Annotated in this window: 15 protein-coding genes; 2 read left to right on the top strand and 13 right to left on the bottom strand. The window is 46.8% G+C overall.

Annotation, left to right across the window (positions count from 1 at the left end):
* Nucleotides 1-25 precede the first annotated feature (25 nt).
* The 3 genes from NFI81_RS11475 to NFI81_RS11465 form a co-directional block, all read right to left on the bottom strand.
* On the bottom strand, nucleotides 26-1,387 hold the full coding sequence (locus NFI81_RS11475) for an exopolysaccharide biosynthesis polyprenyl glycosylphosphotransferase (protein WP_234612300.1): 1,362 nt from the start codon (nucleotides 1,385-1,387) through the stop codon (nucleotides 26-28).
* Between the two features lie 308 nt (nucleotides 1,388-1,695).
* Nucleotides 1,696-2,952: a WcaI family glycosyltransferase gene (locus NFI81_RS11470; RefSeq protein ID WP_234612301.1), complete on the bottom strand. Its 1,257-nt coding sequence runs from the start codon at nucleotides 2,950-2,952 to the stop codon at nucleotides 1,696-1,698.
* Between the two features lie 56 nt (nucleotides 2,953-3,008).
* Nucleotides 3,009-4,163, bottom strand: coding sequence for a glycosyltransferase (locus NFI81_RS11465; protein ID WP_234612302.1), 1,155 nt, complete (start codon nucleotides 4,161-4,163; stop codon nucleotides 3,009-3,011).
* A gap of 502 nt (nucleotides 4,164-4,665) precedes the next feature.
* Here NFI81_RS11465 and NFI81_RS11460 point away from each other — a divergent pair.
* A complete protein-coding gene (locus tag NFI81_RS11460) occupies nucleotides 4,666-5,631 on the top strand; it encodes a phytanoyl-CoA dioxygenase family protein (RefSeq protein WP_234612303.1) in 966 nt (321 codons plus the stop codon).
* A 6-nt stretch (nucleotides 5,632-5,637) separates the two neighbouring features.
* On the top strand, nucleotides 5,638-6,693 hold the full coding sequence (locus NFI81_RS11455) for an acyltransferase family protein (RefSeq protein WP_234612304.1): 1,056 nt from the start codon (nucleotides 5,638-5,640) through the stop codon (nucleotides 6,691-6,693).
* On the opposite strand, the gene NFI81_RS11450 is transcribed toward NFI81_RS11455, so the two are convergent.
* The 10 genes from NFI81_RS11450 to NFI81_RS11405 are packed head-to-tail and all read right to left on the bottom strand — an operon-like array spanning nucleotide 6,665 to nucleotide 17,686.
* The gene (locus tag NFI81_RS11450) at nucleotides 6,665-7,519 is read right to left on the bottom strand and encodes a glycosyltransferase family 2 protein (protein WP_234612305.1); all 855 of its coding nucleotides are present in this window, start codon (nucleotides 7,517-7,519) and stop codon (nucleotides 6,665-6,667) included. The two genes, NFI81_RS11455 and NFI81_RS11450, sit on opposite strands and share 29 nt — an antisense overlap.
* Before the next feature lie 52 nt (nucleotides 7,520-7,571).
* Nucleotides 7,572-8,408 carry an aldo/keto reductase gene (locus NFI81_RS11445; protein ID WP_234612306.1) on the bottom strand — a complete coding sequence of 279 codons (837 nt, stop codon included), beginning with the start codon at nucleotides 8,406-8,408 and terminating at the stop codon, nucleotides 7,572-7,574.
* Nucleotides 8,408-10,057, bottom strand: a complete 1,650-nt coding sequence (locus NFI81_RS11440) for a GMC oxidoreductase (RefSeq protein WP_234612307.1) — start codon at nucleotides 10,055-10,057, stop codon at nucleotides 8,408-8,410. Before NFI81_RS11440 ends, NFI81_RS11445 begins: the two co-directional genes overlap by 1 nt.
* Entirely contained in the window at nucleotides 10,035-10,622 is a 588-nt protein-coding gene (locus NFI81_RS11435) for an LbetaH domain-containing protein (protein WP_234612308.1), read from the bottom strand. Before NFI81_RS11435 ends, NFI81_RS11440 begins: the two co-directional genes overlap by 23 nt.
* Nucleotides 10,609-11,820: a glycosyltransferase family 4 protein gene (locus tag NFI81_RS11430; protein WP_234612309.1), complete on the bottom strand. Its 1,212-nt coding sequence runs from the start codon at nucleotides 11,818-11,820 to the stop codon at nucleotides 10,609-10,611. Before NFI81_RS11430 ends, NFI81_RS11435 begins: the two co-directional genes overlap by 14 nt.
* 33 nt (nucleotides 11,821-11,853) lie before the next feature.
* Nucleotides 11,854-13,248 (bottom strand): O-antigen ligase family protein, encoded by a 1,395-nt coding sequence (locus tag NFI81_RS11425; protein ID WP_234612310.1) that lies wholly within the window; start codon nucleotides 13,246-13,248, stop codon nucleotides 11,854-11,856.
* On the bottom strand, nucleotides 13,223-14,503 hold the full coding sequence (locus tag NFI81_RS11420; RefSeq protein ID WP_234612311.1) for a glycosyltransferase family 4 protein: 1,281 nt from the start codon (nucleotides 14,501-14,503) through the stop codon (nucleotides 13,223-13,225). Before NFI81_RS11420 ends, NFI81_RS11425 begins: the two co-directional genes overlap by 26 nt.
* On the bottom strand, nucleotides 14,500-15,495 hold the full coding sequence (locus tag NFI81_RS11415) for a glycosyltransferase family 2 protein (RefSeq protein ID WP_234612312.1): 996 nt from the start codon (nucleotides 15,493-15,495) through the stop codon (nucleotides 14,500-14,502). Before NFI81_RS11415 ends, NFI81_RS11420 begins: the two co-directional genes overlap by 4 nt.
* Before the next feature lie 11 nt (nucleotides 15,496-15,506).
* The gene (locus tag NFI81_RS11410) at nucleotides 15,507-16,538 is read right to left on the bottom strand and encodes a hypothetical protein (RefSeq protein WP_234612313.1); all 1,032 of its coding nucleotides are present in this window, start codon (nucleotides 16,536-16,538) and stop codon (nucleotides 15,507-15,509) included.
* Between the two features lie 5 nt (nucleotides 16,539-16,543).
* Nucleotides 16,544-17,686: a glycosyltransferase family protein gene (locus tag NFI81_RS11405; RefSeq protein ID WP_234612314.1), complete on the bottom strand. Its 1,143-nt coding sequence runs from the start codon at nucleotides 17,684-17,686 to the stop codon at nucleotides 16,544-16,546.
* Nucleotides 17,687-17,695: the final 9 nt, after the last annotated feature.

Raw genomic sequence — 17,695 nt, 5'->3', positions numbered from 1 at the left:
TGAAATGTGTTTACAAGTTTGATTACTATCTGCCCCGTCCCATCAGCATGACCTGGATCGTTTGCACAATCAGCATCACATCGGTAACCATGCTGTATTTGGTCAGGTAATTCAGATCGTAGCGGAGCCTTTCCAGATTTTCGTCAATGTTGGAAGCATAACCAACCTTAATTTGTCCGATCGAGGTGATACCTGGTTTTACGGTTAGCAAAGTCATAAATTCCTGCGGCACTTCCTGCATGAGCATATCCACATCATACCTGAAAAGAGGTCTGGGGCCAACAATGGACATATCGCCCTTGAACACGTTCAGGAATTGAGGAAGCTCGTCGAGGCGACTGCGGCGCAAAAGTCTGCCAAGCGGGGTAATGCGCGGGTCGCGATCGCCCTGGGAATGTTTCAGGCCGAATTTATCAGCATCCTGATACATTGTCCTGAATTTGATCACCTTAAAAATCTTTCCCCAGCGCCCTGAGCGTTCCTGCAGGAAAAACACAGGCCCGGGTGAGGACATGGCCACCAGCCCCATCAGCAACACGAAGATCGGTGCGCCGAAGATCATGACCAGCGTTGAAAATATCAGATCAAATGCGCGCTTGATCGTTTCATCCTGCAGGCCCGAGAATGGCTTTGTATTGAGCTGAATAATAGGGTATTGATCGTGGTATTCAATGGTAGCCAGGTTATTGATGAAACCACCAAAATCCGGAACAAGACGCACCTGTGCTTTCTGATGCTGTGCAAAACGGATCACGCCTTTTACCAGCAGCTCGTTCATATCCGAAAGGCAGCAATAAATGAAATCAGGCTGGGTTTTTTGAAGAAAACGTTCCAAAACGACAACTTCATCTTTGTCTTCTCCCACTTCATAATTGCCGCATTTTTTATAGCCCAGTTCCTTTCTGTCATTGTAAAATCCTTCGATCAGACCGGCCACTTCTCCTTTGCCGATTACGGCATAGGTTCTCATGTTGTAACCCGCCTGGCGGCAAAATAGGATAAACGACCAGATCAGTGCCCTGGCGACCAGCGCACAGGAAACAAATATGGCATAAGTCAATAAAAACTGTGTCCTGGAAACCGCACCTCCCTGCTGGCTGAAATATAGAAAACCCAGGATTACAGAGACGTGGATAACGCAGGCTTTAAGCAGAATTATTGCCTGACGGTATGGTATATACGATATCCGGTTAAACTGATACGTTCTGAATACGTAGGTCGTAAGAATCCATAATAAATTCCCGATCAGCAGTAAATTGGTATACAAATGGTCGGGAACCCGGATCTCAAATCGAATGTAATAAGCGACTGCAAAAGATACGTTGAACATCAGCAGGTCCGTCCATAAATGCACTTTTGGCAAAAGTCCTGTGTAGCGATTTTTCATAAAATCGTTGTCAAAATAGTTATTAAACTGACGTAGCTTTTATAGAATTAACTTGGTTTAGTACAAAATTGGAGATCGGTTCCCGCAAAGTCGGAATGGCATGCCGGGACAAGGATATATGTAGAAAATATCATAGGTCAAGAGTTTTGGAAGGTTTCTTAAATGACAAAAATTGATTGGGTGGGGGAGCCCTGGAATCAACTGTTACACCAAATATACTTTTTAAATAATTAACTATCAAGAATATAAAACTAATTTTCCATTATTTTAGAGTTAGTGGTAAATTCCTGACAAGGTACATATCGTTTTCAGGCGGTCGCCAGCAAGTTTGACTCAAAATTCCCGATAATTGTATTTTTGGTCAGGTATTTCTGAGCATATTCCCGAGCATTGTTTCTTAGAATATTTAAATCCTCGTGCAATGCGGTTTCTATTCCTTGTGCCAGTGCCGCCACATTTTCAGGCTCGATTAAAATACCCATTCTGTGGTTCGTGATCACGTCGTGTAATGTGGTGCCCGGCACGGCCGAGACGATCACACAGCCGGCTGCCGCGAGAATGCCCGTAAGTTTGGACGGCATAACCAGGTCTGAGGCGGATTTCTTTTGCAGAACCAGGTGAATATCAGCCACTGCGAGCAGCGCCGAAAGGTTTTCGTACGGTTGCAGCGGATAAAATTTGACATTGCTCAGTCCCAGTTCTTTCGCGCTCTTAATTAATTTGTCCCTTCCGCCGCCAGAACCGCAAATCACAAAATGCATATTGGACTGTTCTTTATACAATTTCGCAACTTCAATAATGATTTCCAGCCCCTGTTTTTCACCCAGGTTACCCGAGTACAAAACCACCTTATCATCGTTATTGATCCCGAATTCTTTCCGCAAAGACAGTTCGCGGCTTAGTGGACAAATAAGTCCCGAGTCGACCCAGTTGGGAAACAGGATCACTTTCGAAACGGCAATGCCTTTGGCCTGAATTTTGCGCTGCATCCCCTCGCTGATCGTCGAAACCTGCCCTCCCCAGTCAAAAATGGCCTTTTCGAGGGCAAACATGAGTTTAAGGAAATGTCTGTTTTTGATCATACCCAGGTCTTTTGCCACATCCACCTGCAAGTCCTGAATGTGGTTAATGAACCTGACACCCCGTATTTTGGCATATAAAAGGGGAAGGATACCAATGTGGAACGGTGGGCTGATGCAAAGCACAACATCGAATTTCTTTTGAAAAAGGGTCATAAACCACCAGGGCAAAATTCCCAGCAGAAATGAAAATTCGTGCAGTATCCTGTTGATGGATGTCACGTTTTTAGGAACGTACAACGGACAGCGGAAAACTTTTACACCATCCAGCACCTCTTTCGTCCACCATTTCCCTTTGTGCGACGCATGCACTTCCCAATCCGGATAATAGGGGTGGGCGGTTATTACATTCACATCATGTTCGTGTGAGGCGAGCCATGCTGCGAGCTCCCCGGTATATTTTCCAATGCCTGTCAATTCAGGCGCGTAGTTGATGCCATAGATCAAAATACGCTTTTTCTCATTAGCGTTCATTGGCTTTTTCAATGTCTGGATAGTTAGAAGAGTTTGCTTAAGGCAATAGCATTCTTTTGGGGGGATTTTCAGACTAGTACTTTGCCCAGTTTGCCTGCCGCTTTTTCCACCGAAAAATCCCCTAGAAACGCCTTCCGGGCTTTGGACGACATTTGGGCTCTCTCTGTTTGCGAAAGTGACAACCAATTGACAAGTAAGTTCCTGACACCGTCGGAGGTATCCTTTTCTACCAGACCTCCGCCGTTATTCTCTATTTCACGCCAAATATTAACCTGATCAGAAATCAGGACCGGCCGGCCGCATGCCATGGCTTCCACAACGGCAATACCGAAATTTTCCTGATGGCTGGGTAATAAAAATGCTTCGCAACCATAGAATGCGCCCCATTTCGCGGGGCCGGAAAGCATACCGGGGAAGTAGATTTCCTGATCATACAGCGCTTGTTTTTTTATACTTATGCCGAAAGGAGTGTCCATTCCGGGGCCGGCGATGACCAGTGGGGGGAGGTCATAACCTTCGGATTTTAGTGATAAATAGGCGTCAACGAGTAAATTGACTCCTTTTTTTTCGTCGATCCTGCCCAAAAAGAGCAGATATCCCCGATTGTTCATGTTGCAGGCTTTGTTAAAAGCTTCCTGCATTTCCCGGGTGTATGGTGGCGGCCGATGCACGCCAAGTCCGACAACCATTTCAGATTTGGGGAAATAGGGACTGAATGTCTGCCGGGCGAGTTTTCTCTCTGTTTCGCAGGTGAAAAAAATTCCATCCGCTATATGAATGATCCGGTGTTCTATCAATTTCCAGATCAGCCAGTTCCTCAGGCTTTTCATTTCTCTGCCTTTGGCCTGTTGAAACCATGGGTCCAGCATTCCGTGAGGCATCACATACACCTTTGGCCGCGGGCCATTTATTGCATTAATCGCTTGATAAACAGCATAGGTGTGATATTGCCATAGCCCGTGAACAAGAACCGCATCATAATGCACGAGATTCTTATTCAGCCAGCTCTGCAATCCCGTGCTAAACTGCCAAGCACTTTTTCCAGGGCCTGTAAAGTGGATTGGGAACGGATCATCCGTTTCAGGGTCTCCCATTTCCGAACCGACGCTCACCACCTCACTATAAATACCCTGGTCGGCTAATCCTCCGATCATGGTCCTGATGGCCTGGCTTATGCCTCCGGCTTTTGGATCCATCCCGGATACAACATGGATAATTTTCATTTTTGACAAAGCGGTTCCATAGCAGCTGATTAGGGATTTCAGTGCATACGATGATAAACGTATATCCGGAAGCGTTTAAGTTCCGGGATAAATTTTAGTTGAATTTCCAGAACAGGTTAGTGACCTGTCAGGAAACTGACAATCGGGATCAGACTTTGTAAATGGGATAAAAGACTAAATATTTTTGGTTGGTCTGAGAAAATTATATCGCTGTCCGGGGATTAGAAACAGGCAAAATAATAAGGGGGATCAGACCTGGAATTCAGTATCTAATTTAAGGATATATACGGCAATTTTAATGCAAAATGGGGTGAAACGCGGGATTTTAGGGGTGAAAAAAGGAAAAATACACGGGCATTTTTTGTATGGCCTATTTTTGATAAATAATAGGGGATTATCTATTAAAAATTCCGAATTAATTTAGTATATTTATCTGAATATCAATGCAATATGATTGTATTTTTGTCAGTTGCCGCATTCGCTTTATCCTAAACTTTAATGTATGGATTCACTCTTATTTAATGATGCTTTCACTAGCCTGGAAGCAGAAACGATTGCGCATGAACTGAAATCCGGATCGGGTTACCATGTTTTTGAAAACGCACTTACTCCCGAAGCCGTCACAGCACTTACCAACATTGTTTCATCCGATGCGCTGCTCGTTAATAATAACAACCTCGGATATGTAAGGGCTTACTGGATGAAGTATCTTTCGCACACCCTGGCTCTTTCAAAAGAATGCTACGACATTATTACATCGGAGCGTATCAGGGGGATTTGCCGTAATTTTTTTGATAATCCTTTCAAAATCAGTAATCAAAGAATCTACGAAACACATACCCGGTCCCATCTTCCCTGGCATACCGACAATAATCTGCAAGCCGGAAATGCTTACAATGGAAAACACGACTTGCCTGGCATCATGTTCCTGTTTTATCTGTCCGATGTTTCCGATACCAATCCATTCCAGCTGATCGCCGATTCGTACAAATGGTCGGAGCAGAACACCGAGCGTTTTTTTTCGGACAAATTCATAGAACAAAATTATAAAGATGACATTGTGACTGTCAGAGCGCCAAAAGGAGCATTGATAATCTGCAACACGCATCTGATACACAGGGCCGAGCCATTCAACAGGCCAGGTTTTAAACGACTGACTTACCTTTTTCAAATCGATGAAATCTCAACCCAGCACGAGGGCCACGGCGAAAAAATCTTGCTTAATCCTGCGTTCGTAAGCGAAACCAGTCCTGAAATCCTCACTTATCTTGGGTTTGGAAACAAAGCCGATTATCCTGCTTTTCCCGAAACTTCGGTTTCTACCATGCTGCCGCACGATATCGTTTCATTGCAAAAGGACATTCTTCCCAAAGCTGTAAAAGGTCTGGCATTTTCATTTGCCCGCCGTGTAATTCCCGGCTCCATCGTCAACGCAATCAGAAAAAAAATTCATAAAGGCTCTATTTGATTAATAATGAACACTTCTAAAAGAATCGCAAATCTTGACTTATTCCGCTTTCTTGCCATCGCCCTGGTCATTTACTATCACATTGGAGAGCGGTTTACTTTGGATAAAACCGTTGCCATTGGCAAATATGGTGTTGAAATGTTTTTTGTGCTGAGCGGATTTTTAATCACCAACATTTATTACAAGAAAAGCGCTGGTGGCAATTTGCTCCGTTTTTGGCTGCAAAGGTTTCTCAGAACTTATCCGCCTTATCTGGCGGCATTACTCATTTCTTATTCTGCTGTATTTTTCGGCAGAGGCCAGGACTTCGATCCGGGATTTCTCTTCTTTTTCCAAAACTTTTATCAGGTCATTCCGTTTTTCAAGATTTCCTGGTCGCTTTGCATTGAAGAGCATTTTTACCTGATGTTTCCACTCGTTGTCCTCCTCACTTCCCGCGCAACTTCTTCCAAACACGTTCGTCTCGCCTTGTGGATCGCTATCACATTGACTCCATCTGTTATACGATATTTCGCAGGGGATTTTCAGATGAAGGAATTTGGCTATTACACGACTGCAACGATTTTCAGGTTTGACGGCATTGCGCTAGGGTGTACGATTTCTTATTTTATCAATCATTATTCGGTTTCGTTCAGGTCAAATGGTTATTTAAGTCTATTTTTTGCAGCCCTTTTTGCGGGGGTTTCCTATTGGCTGGCTGATGTTGATTCTCAGTTTAAGTATTGCTCCGGTTACCTGTTCCTCGTTTTTTCCGCCGGCATGCTGCTCGTTTCCTTTTATTATTCACCTGATTTTGTGTTGAGCAAAACACTTTTTGTAAAGCAGATTGCCTTAATGGCCTATTCTCTTTATCTCACTCACGCTCTTATACTGAATGTTTTTGATAAAATATTTCACAAATATCCCGCTTTCACTATGCTCGCTGTGCCTCTTTGCGTGACGGCCATGTTGCTGGTTGGGCTGGCATTCTACAAACTCATCGAGGCACCTAGTATTTCATTGAGGGACAATCTGTTGAGCTTCCAGCCCTGGTTCAAAAAATCAACGCGTCGGCCATCTTGAATTCTTCTGGTTTTGGCGGTTTTTTGTTTTTTAACTCCCGCATTTTAATTTGGATCAAAAACTCGTAATAGGCAATATTGACGCAATAAATCAGTCCCGGCCTGCCTTCAAGAAAACCCAGGTTTAACAGATAAGCCTGGAGGAACCGGATCATGGGCCATAAATGCAAGCGGCTTAACCATGATTTTAGCGCCGGATTTCGTTCGCTGGAATGATTGGAAAAGATATTCTTAAAAGGCGGGCAATCATTGATCCTGCTGAAAGCTTCTTCATCCGAGTAGCGGTTATGGCGGTTGATCCAATGTGACCAGCCTTTGGAAAAGCCATAATGCAGGTAAGGTTCCCTCAGATATTCGATCTTGCCCATAACCTGATCTTCCTTTTGGCCATGACCAAAATCCTTAAATCGTGCATGGTCTTTTCTCATTAATCTGAACTGCCATTTCGGGAAATTGTCGCAGTTTTTGAGCCAGCGGTTTTCATACATCATTTTCCAGCAGCAGTAAAAGCCGGCCACATCCTTCGGTGCAGTAAGAACTGCCAGCCTCATTTCAATCAGAAAGTCGTCCGTTACGATCTCGTCCGCATCCAGAAAAAGGATCCAGTCGTAGCGAAAATGAATATGGTCAAGCGCATAATTCCGTTGTTTGCCAAAGCTTTCAAAGTCGTTGTGCCAGATTTTTGCAAAATGAGCTTCACCGATTTCAACAGTCCGGTCGGTGCTTCCTGAGTCCAGTATGTGAATGTCATTGGACCATCTCAATGACGCCAGACAAAGCGGAAGGTCCTTTTCCTCGTTTTTTGTGAGAATTACGACTGAAATCATAGGGTTTACATTTGTTAATAAATAATTAATGGGTGGTTTGAAGCAATGATTGTTAAACCAGTTCAACGTTTTCTTTCAAGTGGGCTTCGCTGAACATGGAACATAAAGTGACACTATTAGGGAAATCGTGGACCAGCTTTTTAATCTTTTCGCCGGGGCTCATGTCCCAGGTTCCGCCCCGCAGGGGTGAAAAGATAATGTTGGGTCGCTCTGAGCGCTCTTCCGCGAGCTTGCGATAGGCCGCAACGCCCGGCGGACTATTGAATTGCAGAATGTCAAAACGGTCAAAATACGATTCGTGCAGGTGTTTCTGAGATTGCATATAGGCCAATCCGAATGCGCGTATTTTGCCACTTGCTTTCAGTCGCATGGCCATTTCGCAGAGCTCATCAATGTTGGTTATGCTTTTCAATGGTTCGTGGACCAGGAAATAGTCGAGATAATCGGTTTTTAATGCTTTCAAACTCTCGTCCAGGCTTTTTCGCATTTCCATGCTGTTTATCTCCACCCTTTTAAACAACAAATCCGAAGCAGTTTTCCCGTTGCTTTGCTTGGGGGGCAAATCGGCATCCTGCTTTTTTTCTGAACCTCGTAAAACGCGTACAATCGGCTTCATAGGACGCAACAGGCTCGCTTTCCAGTCTGCTTTTATGCCAAATTTGCTGGCCAGCACAATCTTGTCCCGGTGATTTTTAAATACCCCGCCCACCAGTCCTTCTGCATCGCCGAATCCATAGGACCGCGCCAGATCATAGTGTGTTATGCCGTGTTCAAAAGCCAGGCTGAGTGCCCTGCGGCATTTTTTGGAGTCAATGGATCCCAGTACCGGCGCACATCCTAATCCAAGCACCGAAGAATGGATACCTTCGACCAATTCAATTTTTCTCATCAGTTCATCATTAAGTGTTTAGCAAGGCGACATGCGAATGCCCCGAGCAGGAAAGTCGGATTAGCCTGGCCTGAGGTGGGGCATACGGAACTGCTGCAAACGTAAACATTACTCGTTCCCCACAATTTCAGGTTGCTGTCAACGACTCCTTTCCGCGGGCTGTCCGCCATTCTGGTTGTTCCCGACTGATGCATGCCGTCCCTGGACATATTTTTGATCGCGTCATATAATTGATCTTCTTCATACCAGTAAGTGAGCTTTCCGCATCCGCATTTTTGCAGCCAGCTGTCCAGCGCCTGGTGTGTTTTGATAACCGAATTGATATCATCATCTGTTAGCCCGTAGTCAATGTGCAATGTTTCCTGGTCCTCGTCCAGATACAGCCGGTTTTCGTAATGGGGCACCTGTTCGGAGTGGAAGTGAAGCGCGTATTTGTTCTCCGGTGAAAACAGGAACACGCCCGGAAGCTTTCTTTTGAGTAAATACCTTTTGTAAAAAATTGCCGCAGGCGTCAGCAGAGAATGGGGTAATTCGCGCAGGATGTTGAGGATATGCCCATTGATCCCCGTTCTTTTTCCTTTTGTAATAGACTGCGCAATCGCCGGCGGCGCAAGCTTTTTGCCTAAAATCGGCGTGATCATCGCCAGATACATGAACGACATGGCCCCGCTCCGGTGCAGTGGATTGTAATAAAGCGGGTTATCCAGCCATATGGCGGTATTTAGCAAATTGTTTTCTTTCAAAAAGTCCGGTGTAAACTGAAAGCGTCGCCGGATATATGTGTTATCCCGGCTTTTCATAAATCCGTAATCCGTTTTATTAGGATTCCCGTTAAAAACAACCGAAGCGATCTTCCCTGAAATGTGGCCCTGATAATAATGTCCCAAAGCAGCCGGAACCGCGTCCAGGTTCCTAAATAGTTGTTTGTTACGTAGCAATATGCGGGTTGTTTCCTGTGCGCCCGATGCCAGCACAAATTTCATGGCTGTGATTTCCAGTCGTTGCCGGGTGAGCACATTCCGGATGATGGCAGACGTTACTTTACCCGCTTCGTCCGGCGCTTTGAAATCCCTGAACTCGTAACCTTCCAGAATGTGAATGTCCCGCGACGCCTTCAACTGGTCGGAATAACGTTTCCCGAACCGCGTCGGCATGCTCCATCGCTCGATCACCGAATCAGTGACAAAACCTTCCTCGAATCCTTCCGCAATGTGGGTGTTCTTGAATTCCTTGATCTCGTTCAGATTGAAAACGGGTTCTCCGCATTCGAAGTATTCGGCCGTTTTGGGAAGATACGGGGTCAGGTCTTTTAATATATCTATTCCCCAGGTGCAGTCGTCACCTGTGACGCCACGCTCCATGAAGTCAATTTCGTCATACATGACGCACCTTCCGCCCCACGTTGCCGAGGTGCCGCCAAGTCCTTTGTTGGTGCATTCGTAAGGGCCGTAATGGTTTACATCATTGTGGACTTTGATAGAATCGTCCAGTGAATTCCGGTTGTTTTTGCCAGCGTGGCCGTATTCCACGATCAGGATTTTTTTGCCGGGATTGAGCCGGCTGTATTCCAGTCCCGTTATGATACCGGCCGGACCGCTTCCGGCAATGCAGAGATCGTAGAGCATGTTAAAGGGATGGGTCAAGTTCATTTTCTAGGAGGAAATTATTGCGTTGTCTGATACATTGGGCTGGGTTTCCGGTATATACCATCCATGGATCCAGGTTCTTAGAAGTAATCGAACCTGCGCCCAGGACACTTCCTTCTCCACAGCGCACACCCGGAAGCACAATGGCTTTTGAGCAGATCCAGGCATAGGAGGAGATGTAGATCTTCTTTTTTATGTAGGTAAAATCAAGATGATTGTAATCGTGCGTGGCACCACAAAGAAAGGCGTGCTGCGAAAGGATCGAATGATGTCCGAGGTAAACGCCGCCGGGGTTGTAGATCTCTACATTAGGGCCGATAGTAACTACATCCTCTGTTTCCAAAAGCCATGGAGCCCATATTTTGCAATCGGGATAAATAAAATTAGCCTTACCAAGTTTTGCGCCAAACATACGCAGAATCAATACCCGCCATGCGTGAAAAGGGGCGGGGGTCCAGGAGCAAAGCAGCAACCAGGACGCTTTCCAGAGCACCCTGATGATTTTGTTGCCCACTGAAAATACGGGACGTTTGTATGGGTCTGAATCGTTAATATTATGCTGAAACATCAGAGTTGTAGTTAAGTGAAACAGGTTTGGCAGCATTTCCTGCCAGGGACAGGTAAATCTTCTCGATCTTGTCAATCGTAATCTCACTATTGAAGCGCTTCACATTCAGTAATCCTTGCGTTACTAGCTGCGTCCTCTCATCGAGGTCGTACGACAGCAACTTTTCCAGCACTTTCGCAGCATCGGTGGCCCAGGCTTCGGCCTTTCGTTCATCAGCCGGTCGCCTGTCGATAAATAAGGCAGCGCCGCCCGCTACTTCTGTCATGGGTGCTTCATCGGTTGTAAGCACCGGTGTGCCACTGGACATTGCTTCTGCGATTGGCCAGCCAAATCCTTCCGCCAGGGAAGGAAAAAGAAATGCACTTGCTGCCTGGTAGGCAAGCGTCACAAATGAATCTGCCTTGTCAACTAAAAAGTGAATGTCATCTCGGTAAGCCGAGCGCGCATGTGCTTTTCTGATCGCTTCGTCCGGTTCAGGGCCTATCATCAGAAGCGGTTTTTGATTCCTGAATTTTACACGCCATTTGGAATAAATTTCTATAACTCCCTTACGGTTTTTATTCCACTGATTGCCCCCCACGTGCAGCAAATAGCCGTCTTTCAGATCAATGCCGGTTTCCGTTTGCAATGACAGCAATGCGTCAGCCGGATTGTCAGATGGGGTGTATGGCTGCACAAGGCCGTTGTAAACCATTTCAGAAACAGCGGGTTGGCCGCCGAGCAGGTTGTGCAGGTCATTCCGTGTTTTTTCGGAGATCGATATAAAATTCTTTGCCTTAAGAAACCCTTTGCGGATCAATTCCTGATACTTTCTGCCACTCCAGCCGATCTTATTTTCGGGAATCAGGCCCATGGCCGAAAACTGGGCCAGGAAGTCATGGCAGTGCACAATGTGGTTATGGTCCCGGATCAATGGCACCCACAGGCCAAGTGAATGATCGGTGAGCACGTAGAGTGTGTCTGTTGGTTGCTTGCAGATCAGCTTCTTGACCTGACGGGGAAAGAGGACGTACTGATCAATATAGCCCATCCATTTTTTGAAATTGGCGGGGCCGGGCGTGTTAAAGCACTTCGGCTCCGGAACCCATAACTGCACCTGGTGACCGCGCTGTCTCATTCCCTCCACCAGCCATTTGGCGTAGCGTTGGGTGCTGATAGAGCCCAGAAAAACCGGGTGCGAAAAGAAAACAATGTTCATGACATTAACGAGGTGAACGATGAGTAGTGGGTTTTATAAAGGAACTTCTTCGGTTTCTAAATGCTCTATTTCAAAGTCGTCATCATATTCCGGGCCTTTCAGCGCCGCCAGGATCAGTCCGCCCGAAAGCACGGCAAAGCCAAGGGAAGCAGGCTGTGCCCACTGGCCTTGCAGAATGTTGACCAGCGAAAAGCCGATCAGCATCCAGGGCAGGAAATTTTCTGCGCGCAATGCGCGAACCGCGTTGATCGTCATGCTGGCGATCAGGTGCACGCGAAGCAGGATCGTTGCCAGCCCCAGTACAAGCCCCATTTCGCCGATAATGCGTCCCCATTCTCCTTCTGAGATCAGGAAACGATTGGTTCCGGTCATCAGCTTGGCGCCTGCATTGGTGCCCATGCCAAGTCCTTTGCCTACGAAAAGCGACTGTTCGGTAGTTTCTGTCACGGCGGTGACCATACCGCCTAAAAAACGGTCGCCTAATGTTCCTTTCAACCCGCCCTCGACCCGGTCGGCAGACTCGAAGCGGGAAATGAATGCTTCGGTGGCTGTTTGAAAAAAGCCAAAGTTGGACAACAGCACAAAAAGGATAATTCCCGCAACCAAAGTCCCGGCCATGCGCGGCATGTATGCCGGCTGACGTGATGCGGCCAGCAAACCAAATAAGAAAGCCAGCACCACTTCAAAAAGAAGCGTACGGCTGATCGACATGGGAATTGCAGCGAGCATACAGCCCGTAGCAACCACCAACAGCCAGCGGTTAACCTGTCTGGATTTATCGAGCCAGAAGAACACGACATAAATGGCAACAAAACCGTAAAAAGAAGCCAGGCCAGTAATGAAGGAAAAAGTGCCCGGCGGTCTGAAAAAACCCATTGCTCCGCTAAAACCTCCGCCAGTAATGTCACCGCCGATCCCACGATTGACCCAGGCGGATTGCGGGCTGTAAAACTGCATCGCCATGAGAATGGTCATAAATGGCGTAATCATAAGCAGCACACGGCCGATCCTGATCACATCCTCGTAAGTAAAAACGATCCCGATTACAAACAGGAGCGGGAACTGGATGAGCATGATCCTTGCGCCATAAACGGCCACTGTAACATCGCCATGGCCCACGAAAAGCGTGAGCAGAAACGAGACAAAGGTGACCAGCAGGGCAATAATGGTGTAGGCATTACTTGTAAAAATGCCTTCTCTGAAAGCCAGGAACAGTACAATGATCGCGACAGGGTCGCGCACGATCAGCAGGGGCGTGGCGAGGCTGGGAAACACCCACTTGCGCAACGCTCCTTCCAGGATCAACAGCCAGAAATAAAGCCAGATCCCTTTTTTAATGTGGGACAAAACCTTCTGCTGCCGAAGTATTTCCGGGTTCATTTCCTCTTCCATTTCAATATAGCTATCCCAGGTAGTGGTTTGAATCATGTGCTACGCAGTTTTTGTTCTGATATTTTTCTATTTCAAGAATGATCTTGTTTGTGTAACCAGCCCATGAGTAACTGGCCGCATGCCGCTGTGCATTAATGCTCATTTGATCCAGTTCGCCAGGATTTTCCAGAAACCACCGGAGCTTTTCAGCAATGGCATTCGGACTCCGTATCGGCACTTCGAAGCCGGTTTCACCTTCGATGACAAGGTCTTTTCCGCCTGTATTGGATGTGATAATAACGGGCAAGCCCTGGCTCATGGCCTCCTGGATCACCAGCGCGCGCCCTTCGACGATTGACGGCAGGCAAAAAACATCACAGCTGCGCATCAGGCTCAGCACGTCCGCGTGAGGGCGGGTGGGTTCGTAAGTGAAATCGGGAAGTTGCTGCCGGTAAAAGGGTAATTCACGCAGTAAGCTTCCCAGCACCACCAGTTCTATTTCTTTGCTGTCCAGTATTTTAATTGCTTCAAAAAGATCCGCCAATCCTTTTCGCTGTCCCATGCTCCCTGCAAACAGAACGCGCAGCGGACGGTTATTACGCGCTGTTTTTTTGGTTGAAAAATTGTTTTCCGGTGAGCCAAAAGGCGATACAATCATTTTTTTGTCACCAGCAAGTGACCCGAGCGAATCGGCGACGAAGCTTCCGGGAGTAACGATAATGTCAGCCAGTTCTAGCTCCATACTTTTGCGTTGTAGTTTTCGCTGCGAATCGGTGATGCCGCCGGCGAGTGTCCCGGACCATTCGGGAAGTCTTGCGGCCTCTTCCAGCAATAATTTGCGGCTGGTTTCCCAGAAAGCGATCGGCAGTTCATAAACACACGTTATTCCCAGCTTTTTGGCTTGTCTGAACGTTTCCAGCGCACCATCTTCATAGGCATAGACAACCGTTAGCCCATGTTTTTGAAGGCCGGGCAACTGCGAAGCAACATATTTATCGAGCCTGTGATACACTTTATCAATACAAAACACGCCGGACTCATGGGCTGTAAGTGACTTGATACCCATTTTATTGCTGATCATTCTACCCAGTTCAAACCATGGATAGGTGCGTGTGTGGCCCTGCAATGCGGTATCGAAATTCCTTCTTTTCAGCTCCGCTAATCCGGGCAGGCGGGCGAGCTTATCCATGGCCGAATCCGGGAATGAGGCAATGGTTGTGTAAAAGCGATGGAGGTTGCCGGCTTCGGCAAAACCCTTCGCGATTGCACGTACATTTGCATTACCGGTAGGATGTGAGACAAGCACTTTCATCGGGTTTGTGACTTGGTTAAAATCAGTTTTTTAACGTGTTTTTTGATTGTCGCAGCGGAATTTTGATACACTTCGAGCACCCTTCCAAAACCATTTTTATGGCTCCATATATGAAATTTTGTCGCGGGTGCGGACGATAGTTTCAGAATCGCATTTTCCAGCTCTCTCTTTTCTTCTTTGTTATAAACTTCCCAAGAAAGGCATCCTGAATGCGTGATAGCGAAATGCTGCTTTGCGCGCAGGACAGGTTTTAAATCCCAGGCGCGCTGTTCAAAAGCAGGCGTAATTGCATTGCTTAAAACAGCATTCAGACCATTGATCTCCGCCAGTTTACGTCGCTTTCGTACATTCCCCTGATCCGTCCAAACCCGGTAGGCTGAGAGGATTTTGGGACTATAAACATTACCATACCCTGCTTTTGCAATGCATACCGACAGGAAATAATCCTCCGCAAAATCCTGCGTGCATTGGATGTAATCTACTTTTTCAAGCGCCTTTTTTCTAAACATCAATATGTTTGCGGCAACCCGATAACCTTTCAATGCGGATTTCAATGCATCTTCACTGGTGACGAATCCTGCGCCCCGCAGGAGCCTTCTGGGTTCACCGGCGTGGCCATTGTGATCTATTTCGCGAACTGCCGCATGCGCGTAACCTGCCTGCGGATGCTCGGTCAGCAATGCTGAAAGTGTTTTGATGTAGTCGGGCAAAAGTGCATCATCAGAATCAAGCTTAACAATGTAATCGCCCGTCGCCGCACGCAGGCAGGCGTCGGTGTTGCCCGCGATCCCTTTGTTGCTTGGTTGGTGGATAATGGTCAGGATGCCGATTTCAGCGGCAAGATTTTCCAGTATTTCGCGGGTGTTGTCGGTGCTGCGATCATCTGATACGATGATCTCGTCGGGCAATAAGGTTTGCACCATTACGCTACGTATGGTAAGCCCGATGTAGGCCGCTTGGTTGTAGGTGGGAATGCAAACGGAAATTTTCATTTTCAAATGGGTTAGGAATGGCCAGCGAGCTCGTATACCGATTTCAGAATATTGGACGTATATGTGTGCATGTGCCAGTTGATACATTCACTGTGACCGGCTGCACAAAGTGGATGCAAGTCTCTGGCCAGGTGCAGACAGGGATGGCAGATTGCATCCGCGTCAACCACTTTTCCTTTAAATGCGGGTGACACGATCCTGCCTTTCAAAGTTCCGGTGACCAGAATGGTGCATTTGTTCATAGCCGTTTGCAGCAAGTGCGACGGAAAGCTGTCCGTGCTGATCGTCCATCTTGCTTCCTGGGCTAGTCTGACAATGTCTTCGGACCGGAAAAACCGTATGGTTTTTAACCCGGCGTTCTTGAATGTTTCAGCATAGTTATCATTAGCAAAAAAGGCATAGTAAGCGTCCGGCATATGTTTCTTTGCCCACCAGAGCGGGACGAACTGTCTGCCTGTTCCATTTGGGAAAATAACAATGTGCTCATGCAAGTCCTCAGGAATATTGAGGTCTTTGGAAGCCGGAACCGGCGTCAGGAATTTCTCAACCAGCCGCGGATGGTTCTTTTCCACCTGATCGGTAAAATCATCATAGGAAATGTGTCTCAGCTTTTTGATCCCGATAATGTCTAAATAGCCTTGATAGACGGAGATCCATCTTGCAGCCGGAATTTGAACAATGCCCAGTTGGTCTGCTGCATTGAAGATCCAGGTGTTGACATAATCTTTAAATACTTTCTTCTTCTTATCATGTATAACAGACCGCTGATAAGGCGAAATGAACCGTTTTCCTTTTAATAAATCTTTATATAAATGCCTGATTCCCAAATTGGTGTATTCCAGGTCTGACTTACAGGAATTGTCCGTTACAATGATAAGCTTGTCGCCAAAAGCAAATTCGGCCAGTGTTCCAAAATAGGAGGGAATGCATATCCGCAACTTGAAACCGGGAAGCAGATCGGCGACGGCGTAAAAGCCTACCAGGCGCATCCATATATCCCCGTTACCGCCCTTCTTTGAGTCAATTGTAAGAAAACGATCCATATCAATTACGTTAATTTTGGCACTGTTGCTTTTGAGTTGCTATTGACTAACATGTTCAGGAATTCATTTGAAACGAACTGTGTGCTCCATTCCTCAGGGTCTCTTTCTTCCAGAAAATCATTATAAGCGCTGATCTGGCTATCGTATTCCGGAATAGAGCTCCACGAAGAGGTCAGTACTTCGAGCTTGTGCAATTTCATGGCTGCGTACACCCCGCTTTTGCCATAATGCTGTCGCGGCGTGCCGGATATAGCTTTGTCAAGTAATTGCAGCACGGTGGAAACCCGGGCTTCCGGCAACTCGCCCAGGTTGGCAAATGTTACCTGGTTCTCAAACTCAGTTTTCAATTTTTCGTATGCATCCTTCGCGCCAATGCGTCCGAATGCAATAAAAGCGAGTTTCTTACCCACTGAGAGTGCGGCCTGATATTGATCCCGGATCGTGCTTTCCAGATCACAACCCGGATAAAGGCTTCCGAACAATCCGATGACCACATAATTTTGGCGCTCGTGCTGTAATATTCCAAGCTGCCTATAAACAGAATCGGCAAACTGCGCGTCTTTTGGCATTAGCGAAATGTTGCTGAAAAGCGGCAGTATACCCGCCTCGATCTGCTTATTTTCGAGCACAAGCTGATAGAGCCTGTTGCTGGTTGTGATAATGCGTGGATTAAGCTTCCTTACCATTTCTCTTGCGATCCGGGTTTGGAAAAATCCGTAAAGCTTGTGTTTCAATGGTGAAAGCCTGGTAATGCCTACCCACATTTCGTGAAACATGATGTGGCATGGAATACCAGCGGTGATTTTTTTCAATGATCCGCCCAGACCAAATGGTAATCCCTTTTTTTGAAACCCATAAGGCACATATTGTAAGCTGATCCAGTCGGGCCTGGCCAGACGGATAAAGTTACCTGCCAATGTGATCCGCTCGCCCCAGGAAAGGCGGCTGGAAAGCCTCAAAACCCTGATCGCCAGCCCGCGGTCATACTGAATACGCTCTTGCTGCTGCGGGGCCAGGTGCATGTCATTCAGCGCAATGATAGATGCATGGTGGCCCGCCCTGATCACCTCGGACGACATGCGGCGTGCATAGTCTCCGACGCCGTCAGATCCTTCTTCAAGGGATGGGCAAATGAACAGTATCTTCATTTCAGGCAG

Origin of the sequence: Dyadobacter fanqingshengii, from assembly GCF_023822005.2 — a bacterium.
Lineage (GTDB): Bacteria > Bacteroidota > Bacteroidia > Cytophagales > Spirosomataceae > Dyadobacter > Dyadobacter fanqingshengii.
This window is presented reverse-complemented; position numbering and strand designations above follow the sequence as displayed.